General features: G+C 41.3%; 16 protein-coding genes. 12 read left to right on the top strand and 4 right to left on the bottom strand.

All coding sequences use genetic code 11. The features are described from left to right. The first annotated feature begins 20 nt into the window (after positions 1–20). The 4 genes from R7P72_RS07415 (at position 21) to rmf (ending at position 4,256) form a co-directional block, all read left to right on the top strand. The gene (locus tag R7P72_RS07415) at positions 21–263 is read left to right on the top strand and encodes a glutaredoxin family protein (RefSeq protein ID WP_017821808.1); all 243 of its coding nucleotides are present in this window, start codon (positions 21–23) and stop codon (positions 261–263) included. Next, the gene (locus R7P72_RS07410; protein WP_005377449.1) at positions 241–2,160 is read left to right on the top strand and encodes an ABC transporter ATP-binding protein; all 1,920 of its coding nucleotides are present in this window, start codon (positions 241–243) and stop codon (positions 2,158–2,160) included. The genes R7P72_RS07415 and R7P72_RS07410 overlap by 23 nt, the downstream gene beginning before the upstream one ends. A gap of 7 nt (positions 2,161–2,167) precedes the next feature. Then, on the top strand, positions 2,168–3,901 hold the full coding sequence (locus tag R7P72_RS07405) for a DUF3466 family protein (RefSeq protein WP_005377451.1): 1,734 nt from the start codon (positions 2,168–2,170) through the stop codon (positions 3,899–3,901). A 181-nt stretch (positions 3,902–4,082) separates the two neighbouring features. Continuing rightward, positions 4,083–4,256, top strand: a complete 174-nt coding sequence (gene rmf / locus R7P72_RS07400; protein ID WP_005377453.1) for a ribosome modulation factor — start codon at positions 4,083–4,085, stop codon at positions 4,254–4,256. Between the two features lie 140 nt (positions 4,257–4,396). On the opposite strand, the gene fabA is transcribed toward rmf, so the two are convergent. Together fabA and R7P72_RS07390 are read right to left on the bottom strand one after the other, a co-directional pair. Then, entirely contained in the window at positions 4,397–4,915 is a 519-nt protein-coding gene (gene fabA, locus R7P72_RS07395; protein WP_005390081.1) for a bifunctional 3-hydroxydecanoyl-ACP dehydratase/trans-2-decenoyl-ACP isomerase, read from the bottom strand. Between the two features lie 70 nt (positions 4,916–4,985). Further along, positions 4,986–6,626 carry a Lon protease family protein gene (locus tag R7P72_RS07390; RefSeq protein WP_213907254.1) on the bottom strand — a complete coding sequence of 547 codons (1,641 nt, stop codon included), beginning with the start codon at positions 6,624–6,626 and terminating at the stop codon, positions 4,986–4,988. 210 nt (positions 6,627–6,836) lie between these two features. Between R7P72_RS07390 and matP the strand changes: the two genes are divergently transcribed. The 3 genes from matP (at position 6,837) to R7P72_RS07375 (ending at position 8,051) form a co-directional block, all read left to right on the top strand. Further along, a complete protein-coding gene (gene matP, locus R7P72_RS07385; protein WP_005396497.1) occupies positions 6,837–7,286 on the top strand; it encodes a macrodomain Ter protein MatP in 450 nt (149 codons plus the stop codon). 15 nt (positions 7,287–7,301) lie between these two features. Then, a complete protein-coding gene (locus R7P72_RS07380; protein WP_005377468.1) occupies positions 7,302–7,613 on the top strand; it encodes a DUF3634 family protein in 312 nt (103 codons plus the stop codon). Positions 7,614–7,727: 114 nt separating this feature from the next. Next, the gene (locus R7P72_RS07375; RefSeq protein ID WP_031778962.1) at positions 7,728–8,051 is read left to right on the top strand and encodes a hypothetical protein; all 324 of its coding nucleotides are present in this window, start codon (positions 7,728–7,730) and stop codon (positions 8,049–8,051) included. A gap of 581 nt (positions 8,052–8,632) precedes the next feature. Here the strand turns inward: R7P72_RS07375 and R7P72_RS07370 are convergent. Beyond that, a complete protein-coding gene (locus R7P72_RS07370; RefSeq protein ID WP_140115240.1) occupies positions 8,633–8,887 on the bottom strand; it encodes a hypothetical protein in 255 nt (84 codons plus the stop codon). A 917-nt stretch (positions 8,888–9,804) separates the two neighbouring features. Here R7P72_RS07370 and R7P72_RS07365 point away from each other — a divergent pair. Genes R7P72_RS07365 through R7P72_RS07350 form a run of 4 tightly spaced genes read left to right on the top strand, consistent with a single transcriptional unit; the run spans position 9,805 to position 15,593 of the window. Next, positions 9,805–10,890 carry a site-specific integrase gene (locus tag R7P72_RS07365; RefSeq protein WP_318110404.1) on the top strand — a complete coding sequence of 362 codons (1,086 nt, stop codon included), beginning with the start codon at positions 9,805–9,807 and terminating at the stop codon, positions 10,888–10,890. Beyond that, a complete protein-coding gene (locus R7P72_RS07360) occupies positions 10,874–12,526 on the top strand; it encodes a site-specific integrase (RefSeq protein ID WP_318110403.1) in 1,653 nt (550 codons plus the stop codon). The genes R7P72_RS07365 and R7P72_RS07360 overlap by 17 nt, the downstream gene beginning before the upstream one ends. Continuing rightward, entirely contained in the window at positions 12,527–15,103 is a 2,577-nt protein-coding gene (locus R7P72_RS07355) for a hypothetical protein (RefSeq protein WP_318110402.1), read from the top strand. Next, on the top strand, positions 15,096–15,593 hold the full coding sequence (locus R7P72_RS07350) for a hypothetical protein (protein ID WP_078607035.1): 498 nt from the start codon (positions 15,096–15,098) through the stop codon (positions 15,591–15,593). Before R7P72_RS07355 ends, R7P72_RS07350 begins: the two co-directional genes overlap by 8 nt. Positions 15,594–15,748: 155 nt before the next feature. Here the strand turns inward: R7P72_RS07350 and R7P72_RS07345 are convergent, their stop codons facing one another. Beyond that, positions 15,749–16,981, bottom strand: coding sequence for a chromosome partitioning protein ParB (locus tag R7P72_RS07345; RefSeq protein ID WP_318110401.1), 1,233 nt, complete (start codon positions 16,979–16,981; stop codon positions 15,749–15,751). Positions 16,982–17,131: 150 nt separating this feature from the next. Between R7P72_RS07345 and R7P72_RS07340 the strand changes: the two genes are divergently transcribed. Then, on the top strand, positions 17,132–18,328 hold the full coding sequence (locus R7P72_RS07340) for a hypothetical protein (protein ID WP_318110400.1): 1,197 nt from the start codon (positions 17,132–17,134) through the stop codon (positions 18,326–18,328). Positions 18,329–18,543: the final 215 nt, after the last annotated feature.

The raw sequence follows: 18,543 nt of genomic DNA, 5'->3' as shown, positions 1-18,543 counted from the left end.
ATAAACAAAAGGATTAATACGTGCTGATATTGTATAGCACGGAGGGATGCCATCTTTGTGAGATGGCATTTGCTCTAGTAGACCAAGTCGGTTTGGCCGAGCAAACAGATATCATTGATATTGCGTTTGATGATGTACTATTTTCTCGTTACGGCGTCACAATACCCGTATTAAAATATCAAGATTCTGAGTTGAACTGGCCGTTTGACTTAGAACAACTCACACATTGGTTGGATAATAATGGCATTACTTACCATTCATAACGCACAACTTGCATTTGGTGACCACCCATTGCTAGACAAAGCGGAGTTCGCTCTTCAAGAAAACGAACGCGTTTGTTTAGTTGGTCGTAACGGAGCAGGTAAGTCCACGTTAATGAAAGTGCTTGCCGGCGACATTTTGTTGGATGATGGCAAGATTCAAATAACTCAAGACGTAGTAGTTTCTCGGCTTGAACAAGATCCACCGCGCAATCAAGAGGGTACGGTTTACGAATACGTATCTGGCGGTTTGGCTGAAATCGGCGAACAATTGAAGATTTATCACGATCTTCTCGATCTTGTTGCTCAAGACCCAAGTGAGAAGAACATTAACCGTTTGGCGAAAGTTCAAGAGCAGCTTGATCATTCTAATGCTTGGCGCTTTGATGACCGTGTTAAGAACGTACTTGGCGCTTTAAAACTAAGCCCTGAAACCAAACTGACCGATCTATCCGGTGGCTGGCAACGTAAAGCTGCTTTAGCTCGTGCGCTGGTTTGTGATCCTGATGTATTGCTTCTTGATGAACCAACAAACCATCTCGATGTGACAACGATCGAATGGTTAGAGAACTTCTTAAAAGACTTCAAAGGCTCGATCATCTTTATTTCTCACGACCGTGCATTCATCAAGTCGATGGCGACACGCATCGTCGACTTAGATCGCGGTCAATTAGCTTCTTTCCCTGGTAATTACGAACAGTATTTGAATGACAAAGAAGAAATGCTTCGCGTCGAAGAAATGCAGAATGCTGAGTTCGATAAGAAACTAGCTCAGGAAGAAGTGTGGATTCGTCAAGGCATTAAAGCACGTCGTACTCGTAATGAAGGCCGTGTTCGAGCCCTTAAAAAACTTCGTGAAGAGCGTCGTGACCGTCGTGAAGTTCAAGGTAAAGTTAACCTAAACATCGATGATGCTTCTCGTTCTGGTAAGATTGTATTTGAAGCAGAAAATGTATCTTTTGCTTACGAAGGCAAGACAATTGTCGACGACTTTAGCTTTAACATCATGCGTGGTGACCGTATTGCACTTATCGGACCAAATGGCTGCGGTAAGAGTACGGTACTTAAATTGCTATTGGGGCAATTGGAAGCGCAGTCTGGTCGTTTACACTGCGGAACAAAATTAGAAGTCGCGTACTTTGATCAGTACCGAGAGATTTTGGATCCAGAAAAGACAGTGATCGATAACTTAGCGGATGGGAAACAAGAAGTAATGGTTGGGGGACGTCAGCGTCATGCGCTGAGTTATCTTCAAGACTTCTTATTTGCACCTAAGCGCGCCAGAACCCCGGTTAAGGCACTTTCTGGTGGTGAGAAAAACCGATTATTGCTAGCCCGTATCTTGTTGAAACCAAACAACTTACTTATTCTTGATGAACCAACTAACGATTTGGATATCGAAACGTTGGAACTTTTAGAAGAAATGCTTGCCAATTATCAGGGTACATTATTGTTAGTGAGTCACGACCGTGAGTTCGTAGACAACACAGTAACAACAAGCTGGATTTTTGAGGGTAACGGTATAATCGAAGAGTTCGTTGGTGGTTATCATGATGCTAAACAACAGCGTGACCAAGTTCTTGCTTCGCGCAGTCAGGTTGAAAAACCAACGAAGAAAGAGAAAGTGGTTGAGGAAACTCCCAAAACTACGCAACCTAAGAACAATTCGAAGAAGTTATCGTATAAGCTGCAAAGAGAATTAGAGGCTCTACCAGCTAAACTTGAACAATTAGAGTCGGATATCGAGAGCCTTCAGGAGCAAGTGAACGATCCAGAGTTCTTTGCTAAACCTGTAGAGCAAACTCAGCCGGTATTGGAACAGCTTGCTGCACTAGAGCAGGAGTTGGAAATCGCATTCGAGAGATGGGAAGAACTCGAAGCAATGCAACAGGATAGTTAAGAATTCAATGAATTGTAGTAATAAATTCAAATTGACCGCCATTGCAATGATGGTTGGTACCACAATGAACGCACAGGCGGCATTGTATCAAGTTGTTGAGGTTTCACCTCAGGATCATGGTTCAAACGGTGACTACCAAACGGCTTACGGGGTTGCAATTCAACAGGGCGATGCAGGTACAGATCCTTCAACAGGTTCACCTTTCGCTTTAGGCTGCTTTGATGCAGCAGCAAACTGCACGCCAGAGCAGTTTAAACTTGCAATGGAAACTCGCACTACACCGATTTCAGCGACACAAGCCGTGGATGGGAACAGCTATCGTGAAGAAATCCCATTCGGATTAGACGCTGGCTTTTATTACATCCAAGAACTCAAAGACTTTGAGCGTTACTGTTACAACCAGCTTCGCTATTCCACCTGTGACTCTTGGGCCTCAGTAAACTGGACGCCGTGGAATAAAGAACGTAGTAAAGACTTTACTTCTAATGCGTTAGCGTTCATAGAAGAAGATTCTGCTGCTTATAAAAATGAATATAACAATGTTATCAACCAGCTTACCGAGGATGGTGCAGCTGTCGGTAATCAGAGTAAAGTTAGCACAGAAAATGCTTCTACATTAGAAACAAGAAATACCGTAGTTGCACCAGTAGAGCCAAATATTCTTACTGGCGATAGTGACGCAAGTGTTGTGCAAAGCCATGCTTGGAGCACAGACGGCATTTTTACTGTTGGCAGTGTTTCTCGAACAGCAAGCAATACCAATGGATCTCACCATACATCAAAAGCAGCGATTTGGGATCAAAGCGGAACCGTCAGTGAATTGGCTTGGCCTAGTGGCACATCTAAAGATGGAGAAAGGTTAGCTCAAGGGAGCATGCGTGACCTTGTCACTGATGGAACAACGGTCTATGGCGTAGGTTACAACACTTACAGTGATGATAACTACCTGAATGCGACTGTTTTTGTCGGAACTCTAGAAGCCGAAGGTAGCGTTGAAAACGCAACTTGGAAAAATAAAGTTGTTGTAGGAGCTAGACAGCGCGAAGGTGATGATACGGTTCATACAAACTCACGCTTAACCGACGTTAACTCTAATTTTGTTGCTATTGGTGAAGCGAAACGTTCGGGCGGATACTTAATGCCAACGGGCTCTGCTCCGAATCGTCTCTTTATCGTAGATGATGTTCGTAAGGATTCTATTAGCGCTTTTTACCCAACTACTGGCATTTTCTTTAGCGGTGCGGGCGGTAAGATGGGCGGTATCAACTCTTACAATGAAATCGTCGGGCAACTTGATGCGGAAACGACTCGTGAAGACGATGGCAAGCCACGTCGTAAGCGCGGTTTTATCTATCCATATAGCCTAGGTGGCGAGACTAGTGAACGTGCTGCAACATTGTTTAATGGAAAAGCTTGGTTCCTAGACAGTTTGACTAATGGCGGTGATTACTCTGAACAAAACAATCAGTTCCGTATTATCGACGCAACTGATATCAATGATGCAGGTGTGATCTCTGGTACTGCTATGAAATGTGCAGGTGGTTATAGCACAACAGCAAACAATGCGACATGTAGCTCTGAAGAGCAAATTGTAGCAGTCAAACTAGTACCTATTGCTGCCGCAACTAAGGACGACATCGTATCTCGAAGCATTGACTCAACGACGACAGAGCGTCAAGGTGCAGGCCTTGGTTGGTTAGCTTTGACCATGCTTGGATTGTTTGGGTTCCGTAGAAAATAGTTAAAAATCGTCAGTAATTTTTAAATCAAGCAGAGGCTCACACATTTGAGTCTCTGCTTTTTTTATGCCTTGAGAAATTGCCTACTTTGATCGATTCTTATAAGTGGAGTCATAAAAACTCCATCAAAGTTTCACAATAACAGCTGTACGTTAGTAAATGGACCTGTATGAGGAATTAACTATGAAGAGACAAAAGCGTGATCGCCTAGAACGAGCTCAATCTCAAGGCTACAAAGCTGGATTGAATGGAAGGTCTCAAGAGGCTTGCCCATATCAACAAGTTGATGCTCGGTCGTATTGGTTAGGTGGTTGGCGTGATGCCAGAGATGAAAGACAATCTGGTCTCTACAAATAAACTCTCCACATACAAAAAGAAGGATTCGAAAGGGCTCTACGGAGCCTTTTCTACATTATAGGGACATAGGGAAGTAGGTTAACACTCGATAACAAAAAGGCTCCTAAATAGGAGCCTTAATAAATCGATTAAAATCGTGATTAGAAGCTTGAAGTGTCTTGGAACAAGCCAACTTTCAAATCTTTTGCTACGTAGATTTCTTTGCCGTCCACACATACACGACCGTCAGCCAAACCCATCACAAGCTTACGGTTTACAACGCGTTTCATGTGGATTTCGTACGTCACTTTTTTCGCTGTTGGCAGGATCTGACCTGTAAACTTCACTTCGCCAACACCCAGAGCACGACCTTTTCCTTTGCCACCAACCCAGCCAAGGAAGAAACCAACAAGTTGCCACATCGCATCAAGGCCAAGACAACCCGGCATTACAGGGTCGCCAGGGAAGTGGCAGTCAAAGAACCACAAATCTGGAGTAATATCCAATTCCGCCAAGATCAAACCTTTACCAAAATCGCCTTCAGTCTCAGACATTTTAGTAACACGATCCATCATTAGCATGTTTGGCGCAGGAAGCTGAGGGTAACCAGGCCCAAACAGTTCGCCTTGGCTAGAAGCAAGTAGATCGTCACGGTTATAAGAATCACGTTTGTTTTGCATTATCAATTACTCCAATTTTTGATAGCTGCATCTTAGTGAACACGTGTACGCTAAACAACTCCGATCAGTACTAGACAAACCAGTTTTTGATGCGCTGCACAATTCCTTCTGGATGCTCATGTCTTTCAAAGTTTTCAATACGTTCCGCTATTTTGCCAATAATGCTATCGTCTTCACCTCTAAAAGGTTTATTCATTACAATCGGAATAGCTTCATCTACGGTAGAAACGGACCAAATATGGAACTCACCATTTTTAATGCTTTCTATTACATCTTTATGTAATGCAAGGTGTTTAAGGTTTGATTTTGGCATCACAACACCTTGATTTCCTGTAAAACCTTGATGTTTACAAACCTGATAAAAACCTTCAATTTTTTCGTTCAAGCCACCAACGGCTTGCACTCGACCAAACTGATCAACAGCCCCTGTAACCGCAACTTGTTGATTAATTGGAGATTCAGATAAAGCACTTACCAAGCAACAAAGTTCTGCAAGAGATGCGCTGTCACCATCAACTTCACTATAAGACTGTTCAAATACGATGGAGGCTGAGTAAGGCAGTGGTTCATCCAGTTTCAGAGCAGAGCTCAAGAAAGCTTGCATAATCATCATGCCTTTTGCATGTAGATTGCCTCCAAGCTCAGCTTTGCGCTCAACATCGGAAACATCGCCATCACCAAAATGAATTACACAAGATATTCGCGCAGGCTCACCATAGCTGACAGGGTGCCCAGCCATATCAATAACGGTTAGGCCATTGATTTGACCAACTTGTTCCCCAGTTGTCTCAATGATGACTTGTCCATCTAAAATATCGTACACGGCACGCTGAGGAAGGTAAGATTCTCGGTAATACTTATCGTCAATCGCTTTATCTAACGACTTGTAATCTAATGCGTGGCCATCACTGAACTGGCTAGCAAGCGTTAGAAGTTGAGAGTGCCACATTACTCCTAAAGGCAGATAATGTTGATCTTCAGTAAATCTCATACCGGCCAGCAACAATCTTCTAAAACCACATTCAGTTAAGTGAGGCAGCTGATATTGAGAACATATCCAGTTCACTAAACCAAAGTAATCTGTCAAATTCTGCTCTGACAGATGAATATCTTCTTCAACTTCCGTATACATGGCAAAGCCAGAACAGAAGTCTTCATCGATGTATTCTAGCTCTGCTAACTGACTTCTTTCTCCTGTTACAATCAGTTTTACATCATAAGCTTTAGCTTGCGGTACTGAAGTAGGTAAACGAGTAGGGCTTAGGTTCAGTGGCTCGATAAGGTTTTGTTGAATTGCAGACTTTATATTTGGCCAAAGCCCTGGGTTAGCCAAAATTAGATTAGCCGGTACAATTAAGTAACCGTTATCTGCCTGTGAAATTAAACCAGGTTGGAAGGCAATATCACCACTTACATCAACACTGTAACGGTCAAATAAACGTTTGGCATCAAGTGATTCCGAAAAAACTATCGCAGCGTTAGACTGGCTCTGAAGAGCTTTACTGATGAACTCTCTATATACAGAATTATCTACGCAGTTAATGAGTAGTGCTCGCGTCAATCCGGAAATTTTTGAAAAACGAGATATCGTTGCCGACATTCTCGGTTGGAGATCAGTAAAAGACTTCTTTGGTAACGAAGGTGCAGACTTTAAAAGTGCTTCGTACTGCTCAAGTGAAGGTGTTACGTCTTGCCAATTAAGTTGGTTCATTAAAATTCATCGTAATTCAATCTTGCCGACATTATAACGAAACGGACTATAACACCCTAGCACCAATTTGGTTTGCTCTCGGCATTCATCTCTCAATGAACAATACTTAGACAAATGAGTGATCAACATCGATACTTCTAAGAGTTTTATTTGCCCAAGTAAACCATCTGGGTTACGCTGTCACTAGGTTATGTTTATGGGTCGGAACAAATGAAATATCAGCAGCTTGAGAATCTAGAATGTGGGTGGAAATGGAAGTATCTCATCAAAAAATGGAAAGATGGTGAAGCGATTACCCGACATATTGATACAAGCGAAGCAGATGCAGCGGTCGCAGAACTAAAACGCCTTGAACACGAGCCTACACTTGTCTTGGCTTGGATAGAAAACCACATGTCAGAAGAGTTAGATAATAAACTCAAGCAGGCTATCCGAGCGAAACGGAAACGTCACTTCAATGCAGAGCAAGTCCATACAAAGAAGAAATCCATTGATTTAGATTACCGAGTTTGGGAAAAGCTTTCTAGTAGAGCGAATGAACTTGGTTGTACGTTATCTGACGCAATTGAATATTTGCTTTCCGAAGCGTCGAGAAGTGAAAAAGCGAGTCAAAAAGTTACCTCAATTAAAGAGGATTTGAGTAAATTGCTATCTAGCTAGGATAGGGAGTGCCAAATGTTATATGTAATCTTAATTGCAGCCATCGTGATCTTTTGGTTGATCGCAGTCGATAGGCCGGTGTTAAAAGTAAAGTTCGATAATGGCCATATTAGTAACGTAAAAGGGCATCTACCTCCTTCTTTCAAACACAACTTACAGGATATTAGTGAGCATAACCCGTTTACTGGTGAAATGAAGGTGTATAGCCAACGAACAGGAATGCGCTTAAGCTTTTCCAAAGGCATTCCCAAAAAAGTTCAACAGAGGATTCGTAACGTTTTTCCGCACCAGGGCTTCAAAGCAAACAAAGGCAAGAAGCGCGCTTAATTACATATCAGTTACTTCATCATGTTAAATGGGACGCAATGTGGCGTCCCATTTTCGTATCTACAGAAAAATTACTTATCATCGAACAATCAACAACATAAACGGACCAAAACGATGAGATACGTTGTAACTTTAATGATATTGATCTTTGCAAGTAATTCAGTTTTTGCTGACGATTCAGAAACGAACCTGTTGGCTAAAAAGATTAAGACTAAGCTTCAAAAGAAAGTAGACAATAAGTTTGATAGCTATCAAGGTTATTGTGACGTCATGATAGAAATGGAGCACAAAAGTAAAAACGCAGTAATAAAAAGAGTAACCAGTAGTGGTGACCAAAAAGTGTGTAGGTACGTTAAGTCCAACTTGAAGAAAGGAAAACGCTATCGTTACAAATTCCCCGAAAAGTACATTCGCCTCCATATAACCACAGGCTTATAAATGTTTCAGAACGCCTTGATTAAGAGCGAGTGAACTGAGCTCGTGATTTTTGGCAGATTTCGTTGCGGAGCGATTAGAGCGTTTAGCTGATTTTTGCTGTTGTACGAGGCGAGTATGAAAGGCTTTTTTGTTTGGTAGCGCTTAAGTTAGTAATCGTGATGCCATTGAATGGCAAATTCAGTGAGTTGGCCATCATCACCATACATAGATTGATTCAGGTACTTACGGAAGAACACGCCAGTAAGTCGAGGACTACGCGCGCATCAATTTTCAATAAGAGATTTGATTTGCTTCGTAAGCATAACCACAAACCAAACTAGCGATTGCAAGTCCACAGGAACCTCGGTTAAAGCCTCAAAAGCCAACAATGTTGTTAATCTTAGGATGACATTTTAAAGTGTCTAAAACCGGACATTATTGCCTTGAGTTTACACTCTCCTCAGTGCGCATTATATGTGTTATGTTAAATATGTTGGGGTTCTTATTAGGTTCATGAGTTACGCAAAATCAAGGACTTACCTACCACATTAAGCGCCTGCCAATTTATAGTGATGAGTTTACGATAACTTCATAAGTAATCGTTATGTCTTTTTCTTAAGTTCATAGTTCGAGAATTTAACAGTATTCTGATTTACCATAAAATAGCTAATATCCATAAATATTGTTGTATTGCGAATGCTGAGCATTCTTTTACAACAATATTTTGGCATTATCATGATGCGGCAAACATCCTCTCTAAGCGCTCCTCCGTTACCTCTCTTTTTCTGCGCGTTCATATCACCCCAGCTTTTTAGCGTTACTTTTTGTAAACAAATAACCTGTAAATACTGAGCCATCCGAGATATCTATTGCCTTATCTGTAGCTTATTGGAAGATGATAAAAGCCAACATACAGCGAACGAATTTGGTAGCGTTTAAAACTTGCTGTATCTAGCAGAGCTATCCCACCACTATGATTCATACGATCTACTTTTTGACGCTTGCCTGATTGAACAGCAAAAATATCCAAAATAACGATCAAAAACTATTAATCATATTTTATTTAGACATATACGTTATTTGAGTTAAAAAAATCAACGTAACTGAGTACATTAATTTATTACGCTGTCACATACCATTGCTATAATGCCACATATACATCTAGATATCGGCGCTTTCGTAGTGTCATATTTGCCAAATTGGCTATTTGCGGTTTATATAACCATAGAATCTCTGGCTAAAGTTATCTTTCTATATTTTTCATGAGTAACGAGGTTGAGCTAGTGTTCACATAAACAATATCTAAAACTACATTTTTAGGGTATCCGCAATTTTTATGACCTACTCAAATTTACATATCTCACGAAACAGACAGCTATCGTATGTAATGGTCGATAAGGTGACGACTCTGCCATCAATGTTCGTGTCTATCTACGCAAGAAACGAGCTTAGCAAGAAAAGTTTTGGTACTCAGAAAAATACCCTTGTTTCGTTGCGGTTTTTCTACGTTTATTACTTCAAAAAATACAAGCGCACCTTCGATTACGACTTCTATCAGAGCAATTACAACATCTCGACTTTTATCCATGACTTTGATGGTTTTTTCAATTACTTACTTGCTGAGCAACAGCTTAATGATAATCAAGACACGATTACGTTTGAGGTCCCACACCTTACTAAAGCAAATAAGGTCACCTACAGCAGTCACATAAGGCATGTAGGCAATTTTTTTCGATATCTTAACTTTCGATATATGAACTTGAGATACCAAAATATGTCTCCAGTAGAAGCACACGAGATCAATACAGCAAATCGAGAAGATCTTGCTCAAATAGTGAAGAGATTCAATAGTATAGAGATATCAAAAAGCGAACCTGCAAATAGATACAAGAGTGTTACGGAGCAACAGAATATCGATCTGAACAATATGTTAATTCCATCCATCCCGGCTTTTTTTGATGAGGAAACTGGAGAGTATATCCAAAAAGTGCTTAACCCACAGAACCCGTTTACGCGGGCATTTCTTCAATTTCGGAATTACCTTATGCACAGACTAATGTACAACTACGGTATTCGTGTCGGTGAATTACTATTGATTTCACTAGACTCCGTTGGAGAGACCTTACCAGATGCTCGTGGTAATACTCGATTCATCCTAATTATACAGAACCTACCAGATGATATTGTAGATCCAAGGAGAATCCCGCCTTCTATCAAGACAGTACACTCTTATCGACAGATTGAGTTAACTGATGACGACTTCATCATATTGACGATTTATATGAAGCAATACCGTGCTCCTTTGTTTGAAAAGAAAAATATTGATGATCATAGAATTATGTTCATCAAAGATAGAGGCAACTTAGACCCTATATCTTACGATGGAATACGATCTATCTACCGCGACATTATAGACCCTGCTTTTATTGCCCTTTACCCCGACTATCGTAAGGGAGGTAAAGAGAATATCGATTGCATGGTGAAGTTAACTCCTCACGTCGGTCGACACACATGGGCATATATCACTCTGAAGTTTATCTACAACGAAGTTCTTGAAGAGAGTTTAACGAGCGCTCGTGATTATGGTATTCGAGCTAGGATGAATGGTGAGCTGGATGCTGCAGTAGAAAAGCTTCGTTCTTTGGGTGGTTGGTCAGTGAAGAGTAAGGTTCCTCTTAAATATGCCTCACGCTTCATTGAGCTGGTAAGTAATGAGAGTAATAAGAGGCGAATAAGGCGCTCTGATTGGCAGACTGTCATACCAGAAAGCTCTGTTGTGAAAAACGAAGTGAAATCGATTAACAACCATTCAGAAAACAATAAATATGATGAAGAATTTCTTTATGACTTATTTAACTAATGAATCCGTGCAAGAGCGACTTACATCGAAACAGACATCCTCCCTCTTCACTTCTCAGCAGCTTCAATGGATTGCCGATATCAAGAAGCTTCCGCTAAGGCTGCTCCTCTTGAATGCCACTGAGTTTGATGACCAGTTTCTGAGTCTAACTTCTAGTGATTGGAGGTACCGATTCTCTGGTCAGAATAAAGCTATTCTCTTCAGTAGCGGAAGGCATTTTCGCAATTTGTTGCCAGAAACAATCACGCTCATAAAGTATCTAACTATTGAGTATATCAAAGAGAACTCGGCAAGCGTTGCAGATAGATTCGCATCGTTTGTTGCTTTGACCTTCTCCCAAATTGAAAACGTCAGTAGAGAGAGTCTAATCGCGATACTACATCAACTAGTCGCGAAGATTGACCGAAAGGACACTGACAATCATCAGTTCTATTACACGCTCTATGCCTTACGCAAACTGGAGCGAGGTAACTTCTTTAAAAGAACTGGAGACAAAGTTGACCTTGAAGATTTGCTGCTGGAAGTGCCCCGCCCTCGCAATAATCACTGGGGACGTTATCAGAATCTCGACCTTGTTATCCCTGATGAAGTATGCCTAATGATTGAGAATGGGCTACAGCTATGGTCATCAAATCTATGCCCGAAGATAAATGGTAAAGAAGCTAAGGCTACGCACTTAGAGAAGGTAAAGAAAGTCGTCAACCTAGATGTTTTAAAGGACTGCATTATTACTGGCATAGTCTACTACACTGGGGCACGTCCTGTACAAATCGGTAAAATGGCTGGCGGTGATTATGTTGTGGATACCGAAAATGCCCATGGGATGCGCTATTCGCTACTAGTACCTTATGCCAAGAAAACAAAACTAACTATTGACCGTGTTCGTGTTGCCATTCCAGAAGAGCTTGGGAAACTAGTCACTCTGTATAAGTTTCTATGTGGTGTTGGAGATAATGATGCTTTGTTCCAACCTCAAGCATCATCAATCAGGATGGTAGATAAATCGATTAAGAACATGCTTCTCAAGTTCTCTACCAAGGATATTCAAGATGCAGTAAAAAATGGCGGTTACCTCCTACCGATATACCCCGCGAGTCTGTTCCGCCACAACGTAGGTCACTCTTTGGCAATGAATGGGGCGAGTGCCCCAGAGATTGCTTACATCTTAGGTCACTCAAACTATAACGTTGCCGACAAATACATTGCGGCTACTCCAGAAACGTCCGATATTCGAGAACAGGCTCTAGGCCGCAATCCCATTTTTAAAAACATGATGGCTTTGATGTTTACTGGAAACTTAATCCACAGTAGAGATTGGAAAGGTAGACGCGTTGCTGCCTCGATTGGTGGAAAGCTACACCATCATATTGGTGGTTGCAATTACGAAGAAAATATCTGCCCTTTCTCTCAAGGTCGTGGTTGTTACGGGTGTCCGTACTTTATGCCTTTTACCGATGGTTTCCATCGGAAAGTACTCGATTCATTCTTTGATGAGATAGATGAAATTCGGGACGTTGCTGATGATGCGGGTCTAGTGCACCACCCGTTAATGACTGAAATAGTTCGTAGGAAAGACCATGTCCTTCAAGTGTTGACTCGAATTCAACTGATAAATGCAAAGGATGAGGTTGTATAAATGGACTCTGAGGTAACTATCCTTAAAAGTAAGCAAGCAATGAACCTTGATGCATATGTGGAGAAATTTAAGGCCAAATTCGAGGAGCGCCTTGCAGTATACAATGCAGTTGGACAATTGGATTGGAACGCTGGGTCTTGGCATTTCGGAGAGAAAGGAGTTGCGTGGCTAAAAGAAACTAAAGATCACGGATTTAAGTGGGATGAAGTATCAAGTCGCGTTAAAGGTTTAAATAAAATGGAAATCTCAAAGGATTTTCAAGACTTTATGCGTGCTTATCACATGCATTTGGTCTGTACATCTAGCGGATTACCATCAGGCTCAACACTTGATAAACCATTGCAAGTAATGAAACGTTGGTATTGGGAAATGGTTACAACAACACACCTGACCCACCCCATGCATCTTACCGCTGATATTATCCATGCTGCTATGGACCGTCACAAAGTGAATTCGAGCAGTCCTTCCAATGTAAGTGACTATTGTGATGTTGCCGTTAATATCATTAAGCGACTTCGTCAATACGACTTGTTCACCGTTAATATCGAAGTTGAAAATAAGTACGAATACCGCAACACATCTGTTGAAACAAAAGCGAAAAGGAAGGCCAATCAATTAAGTCCGGACGAGACTAACGATAGTAGTTTGATCTCTATTCGTGCATTCATGGCTGTTATTGAATTAATGGTTTTGGCTGAGAACGACTATCAACGTATCTTTTATAACATGTTACTTCTTTGTATCGTCTGTGGTTTTCGATTTCAAGAAATCATGTCGCTGAACATGGATTCGTTGATAAAAAGAGAGATTACAGATGATGTAAAACGCCAGCACGCCATTGACCAAGGTTGGCCTACTTACAAGCTTGGTATCGAGTATCTTGGTGCAAAAAAAGCTGGTTGGCGAGTTCATTGGCTAGCTCCCTCCTCCTACTCTGTTGTTGAGAAGATATACAAACAGGTGGAAGAACTGACAGCTGGATTCCGTGAGACGATCACAAACTTTAGAGATGTTAATTTCACCAACTTCTTACCTAGTAAGATTTATGAACTTCCTAATGAGTTAGTAGAATGTCGGGAGCTTGATGGCATCATGTTTACAGGCACTGGAGGTAGCCGAAATGTTCTACATAGGTCCATATGTACATCAATGCTTAAATTCTCAGGTCACAAACCTATCGTTGTACCTGTCCATAAGCAGTTAAAAAAATATTATTTTTCAAAACAACAGCTGAATGATTATGTTTATCAACGCTATGCCAAATCTAAAAACTTCAATAAGGGACATCAGTGTATATTGTCATTAAAAGACAGTGGCGACTGGGAGCATTTTGAGTATGAAAAGTTGATGTTCATCATACCGGAGGGAGCGTTTAGCATTGTCTCGGATTTTGTGTCATTACAAAATATAGTGCCTCTAGATGAGAGCTCCATTGATGCTTGGTTAGGCGGCTCGAATAAGCGTAAATCTATCTTCGATTACTTCGAACTATTCGAAGATGACGGGTCTCGTATCAGGCTGAAAAAGCACGTACCAAGGCATAATATAAACACGTTTTTGGCGATCGCTGGAGTGACTGACCACATTCAAGCAGTTTTGATGGGGCGTGTAGACATTACTCAGAACAAGCATTACCAGCATCAAGCTGAATCACAGTCCTATAAAACAGCTTCTTTGGCAGTAACAATGCTTGAGAAGACTTACAATCAGAATAATAAGTTTTTTTCAGGTGATGATCAGCTATCCCTCATTGATCCTGAAGGTCCCCCCCCACTTCAACCAAAGCTTACTATTCCGGCAGTCAAGGAAACGCCGAAGTCAGAGGTTAGTCGCCGAATGGCAGCTCTTGCCAAATCAGTTCGACCAACCAAAAACACAGGTGTCGCCAACGTTAAAGCGTCGACTTCAATTGCACTAAACCCTAAGCTAAGCTTGGAGCACAACCTTAAGCAGAATATGCAAACCTTTGGTGAAACAAGCGCTGAAGTAGCTGATTACATGGCAGGTGCAATGTCTGATGCGTTCCTCCCTGAGCTTAAAGTCGCGTACGAAAAACTCGTTCAGAAAGGCTTGATGGAAAAAGCAGAAGAATTGTTGCAGCGACATGCCAAGCTTCACCCTCTTCCGTTTGGTGGTTGTACACGTGATGTAGCACGCTGGGGTTGCCCTCATGCAATGAAATGTCAGTCGGGCCTTCCATGTGGCTACTTCACTCTTACAGGTCGCTTAGGCGAAGCTAAGGAAGTGTCACGACGCCTAGCGATCAAGCAAGATGAAATTATTATGCTTAGAAGACTAGTTGAATATGATTCTAACTATAATTTGGCCCTAGATGAGCAAGAAGAAGCACTTCTTGTACTAGAGCTGCTCGAAGTTGATGCCATTATGGCCCAAAGAGCCAAGAAACTGGTAGATCTCCTTTCGGACAACCCTGACAACCCGATAGGCTCAATTATGACGAGAATTAACGAACAAATGTTAGTTGGTAAGACTCCGCATACCCTTGCTGATCTCTTTTTTATTGAACAGAAACGCATAGAGAGAGATTCTGAACAAAAGGAAATTACTGATGGCTAAGACACCACGCAGTCGCAATGCAGATGACAAAGTAATTCAAGGGGTAGAGCTTACTGCCTATATCAAGGCAGAACTGCAAGCCATGGTTAGTGAGGGGCTGGAGAAGTCACCTATTCAGCCATCTACACTCCACGCACGTCTTAAGGCTAAAGGCATCATCAAGGGTGGAATCAGCACACTGACTTCCCGTAGGGACATCATCAATGAGTATAAACTTCGCCAGCATAATAACCATCAAGATGGTAAGCGAGAATTGACTGTTGAAGAGAAAGCAATGTTGGTTAAGGGGAGAACTGGCGCAGCTTATAGAAGTAAAGCAGATCGTCTTGCGAGCGAACTAAAAAGCTACCAAAAACTGTATGAACGCAATATTTTGGCTGTCATGGATATCATTCAATATGTTGACAATTCGACTGCCATAAAAGTTGAAGACTTGCTTGCAGATGAGCTAATTCGCGAATTGGCTCAAAGGAAGAGGAACTTCAGATGAGGCGAATGACAAAGCTAGTAATGCTCATATTCGCCTTCAATCAACGCTTGTGCACTATTACCAAGCACTTAGATATATAGTTAGGATGTGCCTCCAGTGAAGTTCTTGCGGCAAGATAAAGTGGTTGAGAAAGAACACATACCGATTGTCTATCGCTATGATTTACTCGAATTCTTCATATTAGCTTGCTGTAAAATTCTCTTTGGAGTCACTCCTTTTTTTAAACAAGGGACTGTAAATGCCTCATTAATATTACCCGCGGATGGCAATGGAATTTTGTTCCCATCTTCGTCTTTTTTAAAGCGAGCTACTCGGCGGACACTTATTTTATTTCCTACCACTGGAATTCCCAGATGCATGTTCCACCCTTTAAATATCGCAGACAACTTGCAGAGTAATGAGTATGAACTGGACTCGGTGACCAGAGACTGAAGATAATTTCTGACTTGGAATTCTATATCGTCTTCTGATTCTAGACCTAGCGATGAAATGATTCGGGTTAGATATTCTTCCGGGGACAGAGGTAACGTATTTATATTAGATACATCTTTAAGCTTTTGCTTTATCAAACAATGAGCAAACGCGTATATTGCTTCCGATGCTTGGCTTTCTAGTCTATGCCGTTTAACGACTTTCGCTACGAAGTCCACAGACAAGGCAAGTTCTTCATTTTCTTCAACGTAAGCCAATATTTCCGCTGGCTGAAAAGAGGTTCCCTGAGTCCCTCTGAATGCATAAGGGTTACTAGTTATTTCGAATGCTTTCGACAACATAGCTACACGAGACAACACGTTGGCGTTCACCTTCACCCCTGCCATTTCGAGAACCTGCGATCTTGAGCGCATGTTACCAACGTCAATATGGGCAAAGGATAATTCGTCTGTTACACCATAGGTTATAGGCGCAATAAACCCTACTCCAGCTTCGTGTGATGCTTCCAGGCGGTGGTGGCCATTTAGTATTTCTCCGTCACTTGAAATGATGATGGGCTCCCCAGTTAAGCACCATTGACCATTCTTCATATCCTCAGCGTACTTCTTAACCTTAGCTTTACTCAGCTTACGGTTTTTGTTTTTCGTATTTATCGCACCTCTTTGAGAGAACTTCAGCATATCGCGAGCGAGCTGAGGAGAAACGTATATAACTAGGTGCTTCAAAGTTGTTTGGACTGCTCTAACTCCCGAGTAGTACCGTGCCTTGGATTTAAAAACATCATCAACTTGTTTTTGTGAGAGTACTGTGGTTGCCGTTTTTACCAATTGTTGAGAGCTTGCTAGATAACTATTACTTTCTTTGTCTTCATATCTTTCAACCAAGCTATCGACAATGGATGTTTCTAAATCTTCATCCGAAATTTCTCTTAAGCTGTCAGTATCTTTATTTGTCATGTGGCAATTCTCTATAGTGCGGCTAAAAAAACGGGCATTTTAAAACTGAATTTTTTACAACCCTTCCCTCATTATTGATCCGACATGCACGTCTGATCAACTTTAAAATTTGTTCTAGACTGCTAGAGTTAGGTAAATGGATGAAAAGACTTGAAACTTTTAGAAAACAAAATCAGTGGTGTATTACTTTCATCGGAAAAGCGAACTTTAAAAACTCTGATTACATCAATGCCAATGGTGGAAATTGGTGCCTATTTCTCGATCGGTAAGCTTCTGCCTGAACTCAGTTGGGTTGCTGATGCTGCGGTTAATGCAAAAAATGTTGATAAGGTTCAAGCAATCCAAACAAGCTTAGAGAATTCAATATTCAATCATTCGATTAGCGCCCCGTTGACGCTAACATTTGCAGTTTTGGGCAAACCTAGCTTTACCGAATCTTTGAGCCGCACCTCACTACTAAAATACGACCCTACGGATACTTTTATTGTGGGTAACATCTTGGGGCTAGTTGCTATATGTAAGGCTCTGGGACTAAAAACGTTTCTATTTAGTTCAAGGCTTAGTGTCAAAGAGGCTAACTCAAAGAGCGAGCTTAGACAGCGCCTAGCTGTTGAGAATGTTGAAGTTCGAGTGATTTTCGATGAACAGCGAGGCTTGAGCAGTGACGATATTATTGAACTATTTAAACAGCTCCATACTTTCGATACTTCGATTAGCCTGCCTCACCTAGTTGATGGCAAAGGCTTTATATCTGATAAAAATTACCCACTAAAACCATTTATTGAGAAGTTTATTGTAGAAACAGAACTCGAGTCGTATGGTGGTGTTAAATTTGACGCAAAGCATGTAAAAGTATCAGAGCGTTACATCACAACACCGTATATTCTATTTAAGTTGATAGTCGGTGCTGTGGCTGGTGTTGGGACACAAGAATATGGAAAGATGTCAAAGGACGTAACTCTTCCTTCAGGTAAAAGTATTTCTTCCGTACTTTCTGAGGGTTATATCGAACTAATTATCGCCTTTATGAGGGAGTGGCTCAAACCACAGAGGGAGGCTTTTACTAATCATCGCTCTGGTTATCAGTTGTCTCCGCAGGTTTGGCAAGCTTTGGGGTTAACTATACACTACCTAGTGTCTAATCGTTCTTCCATAGAGGACCTAAAAGTTGCTGGAAACTTATTAGGCCAACTAAACTTCAATAAAAGCTCTAGGCACTGGGCTAACTGCAGTGTGATGGAATTAGATTCAAAAGGTCGAGTTTACAAAAATGCGGCCAACTCAACACGTCAGTTTAGAATTGGCTTATCTGAGTATTTTTCAGAAGTTGTGGCAGCAATACCCTAGCTAATGTTGCTTCTGTTCGTTCCTCAAACTTTCATTTAGAATGCGAGTTAGATCTCAAAAGTATTAAGTCCTTTTATGTGCGACAAAATAATGATGAAAATTTTGTACTTTGACACCTTTGTCTCTTCTATTCGCACCAGTATATAAATAACGATACGAAGGTTGCACTTGCTTAGAAATATTGGCGCAATAACTCTCAAGATTGTTGGCTCAAG

The sequence above is a fragment of the Vibrio sp. Vb0888 genome, from assembly GCF_033338835.1.
Lineage (GTDB): Bacteria > Pseudomonadota > Gammaproteobacteria > Enterobacterales > Vibrionaceae > Vibrio > Vibrio alginolyticus.
This window is presented reverse-complemented; position numbering and strand designations above follow the sequence as displayed.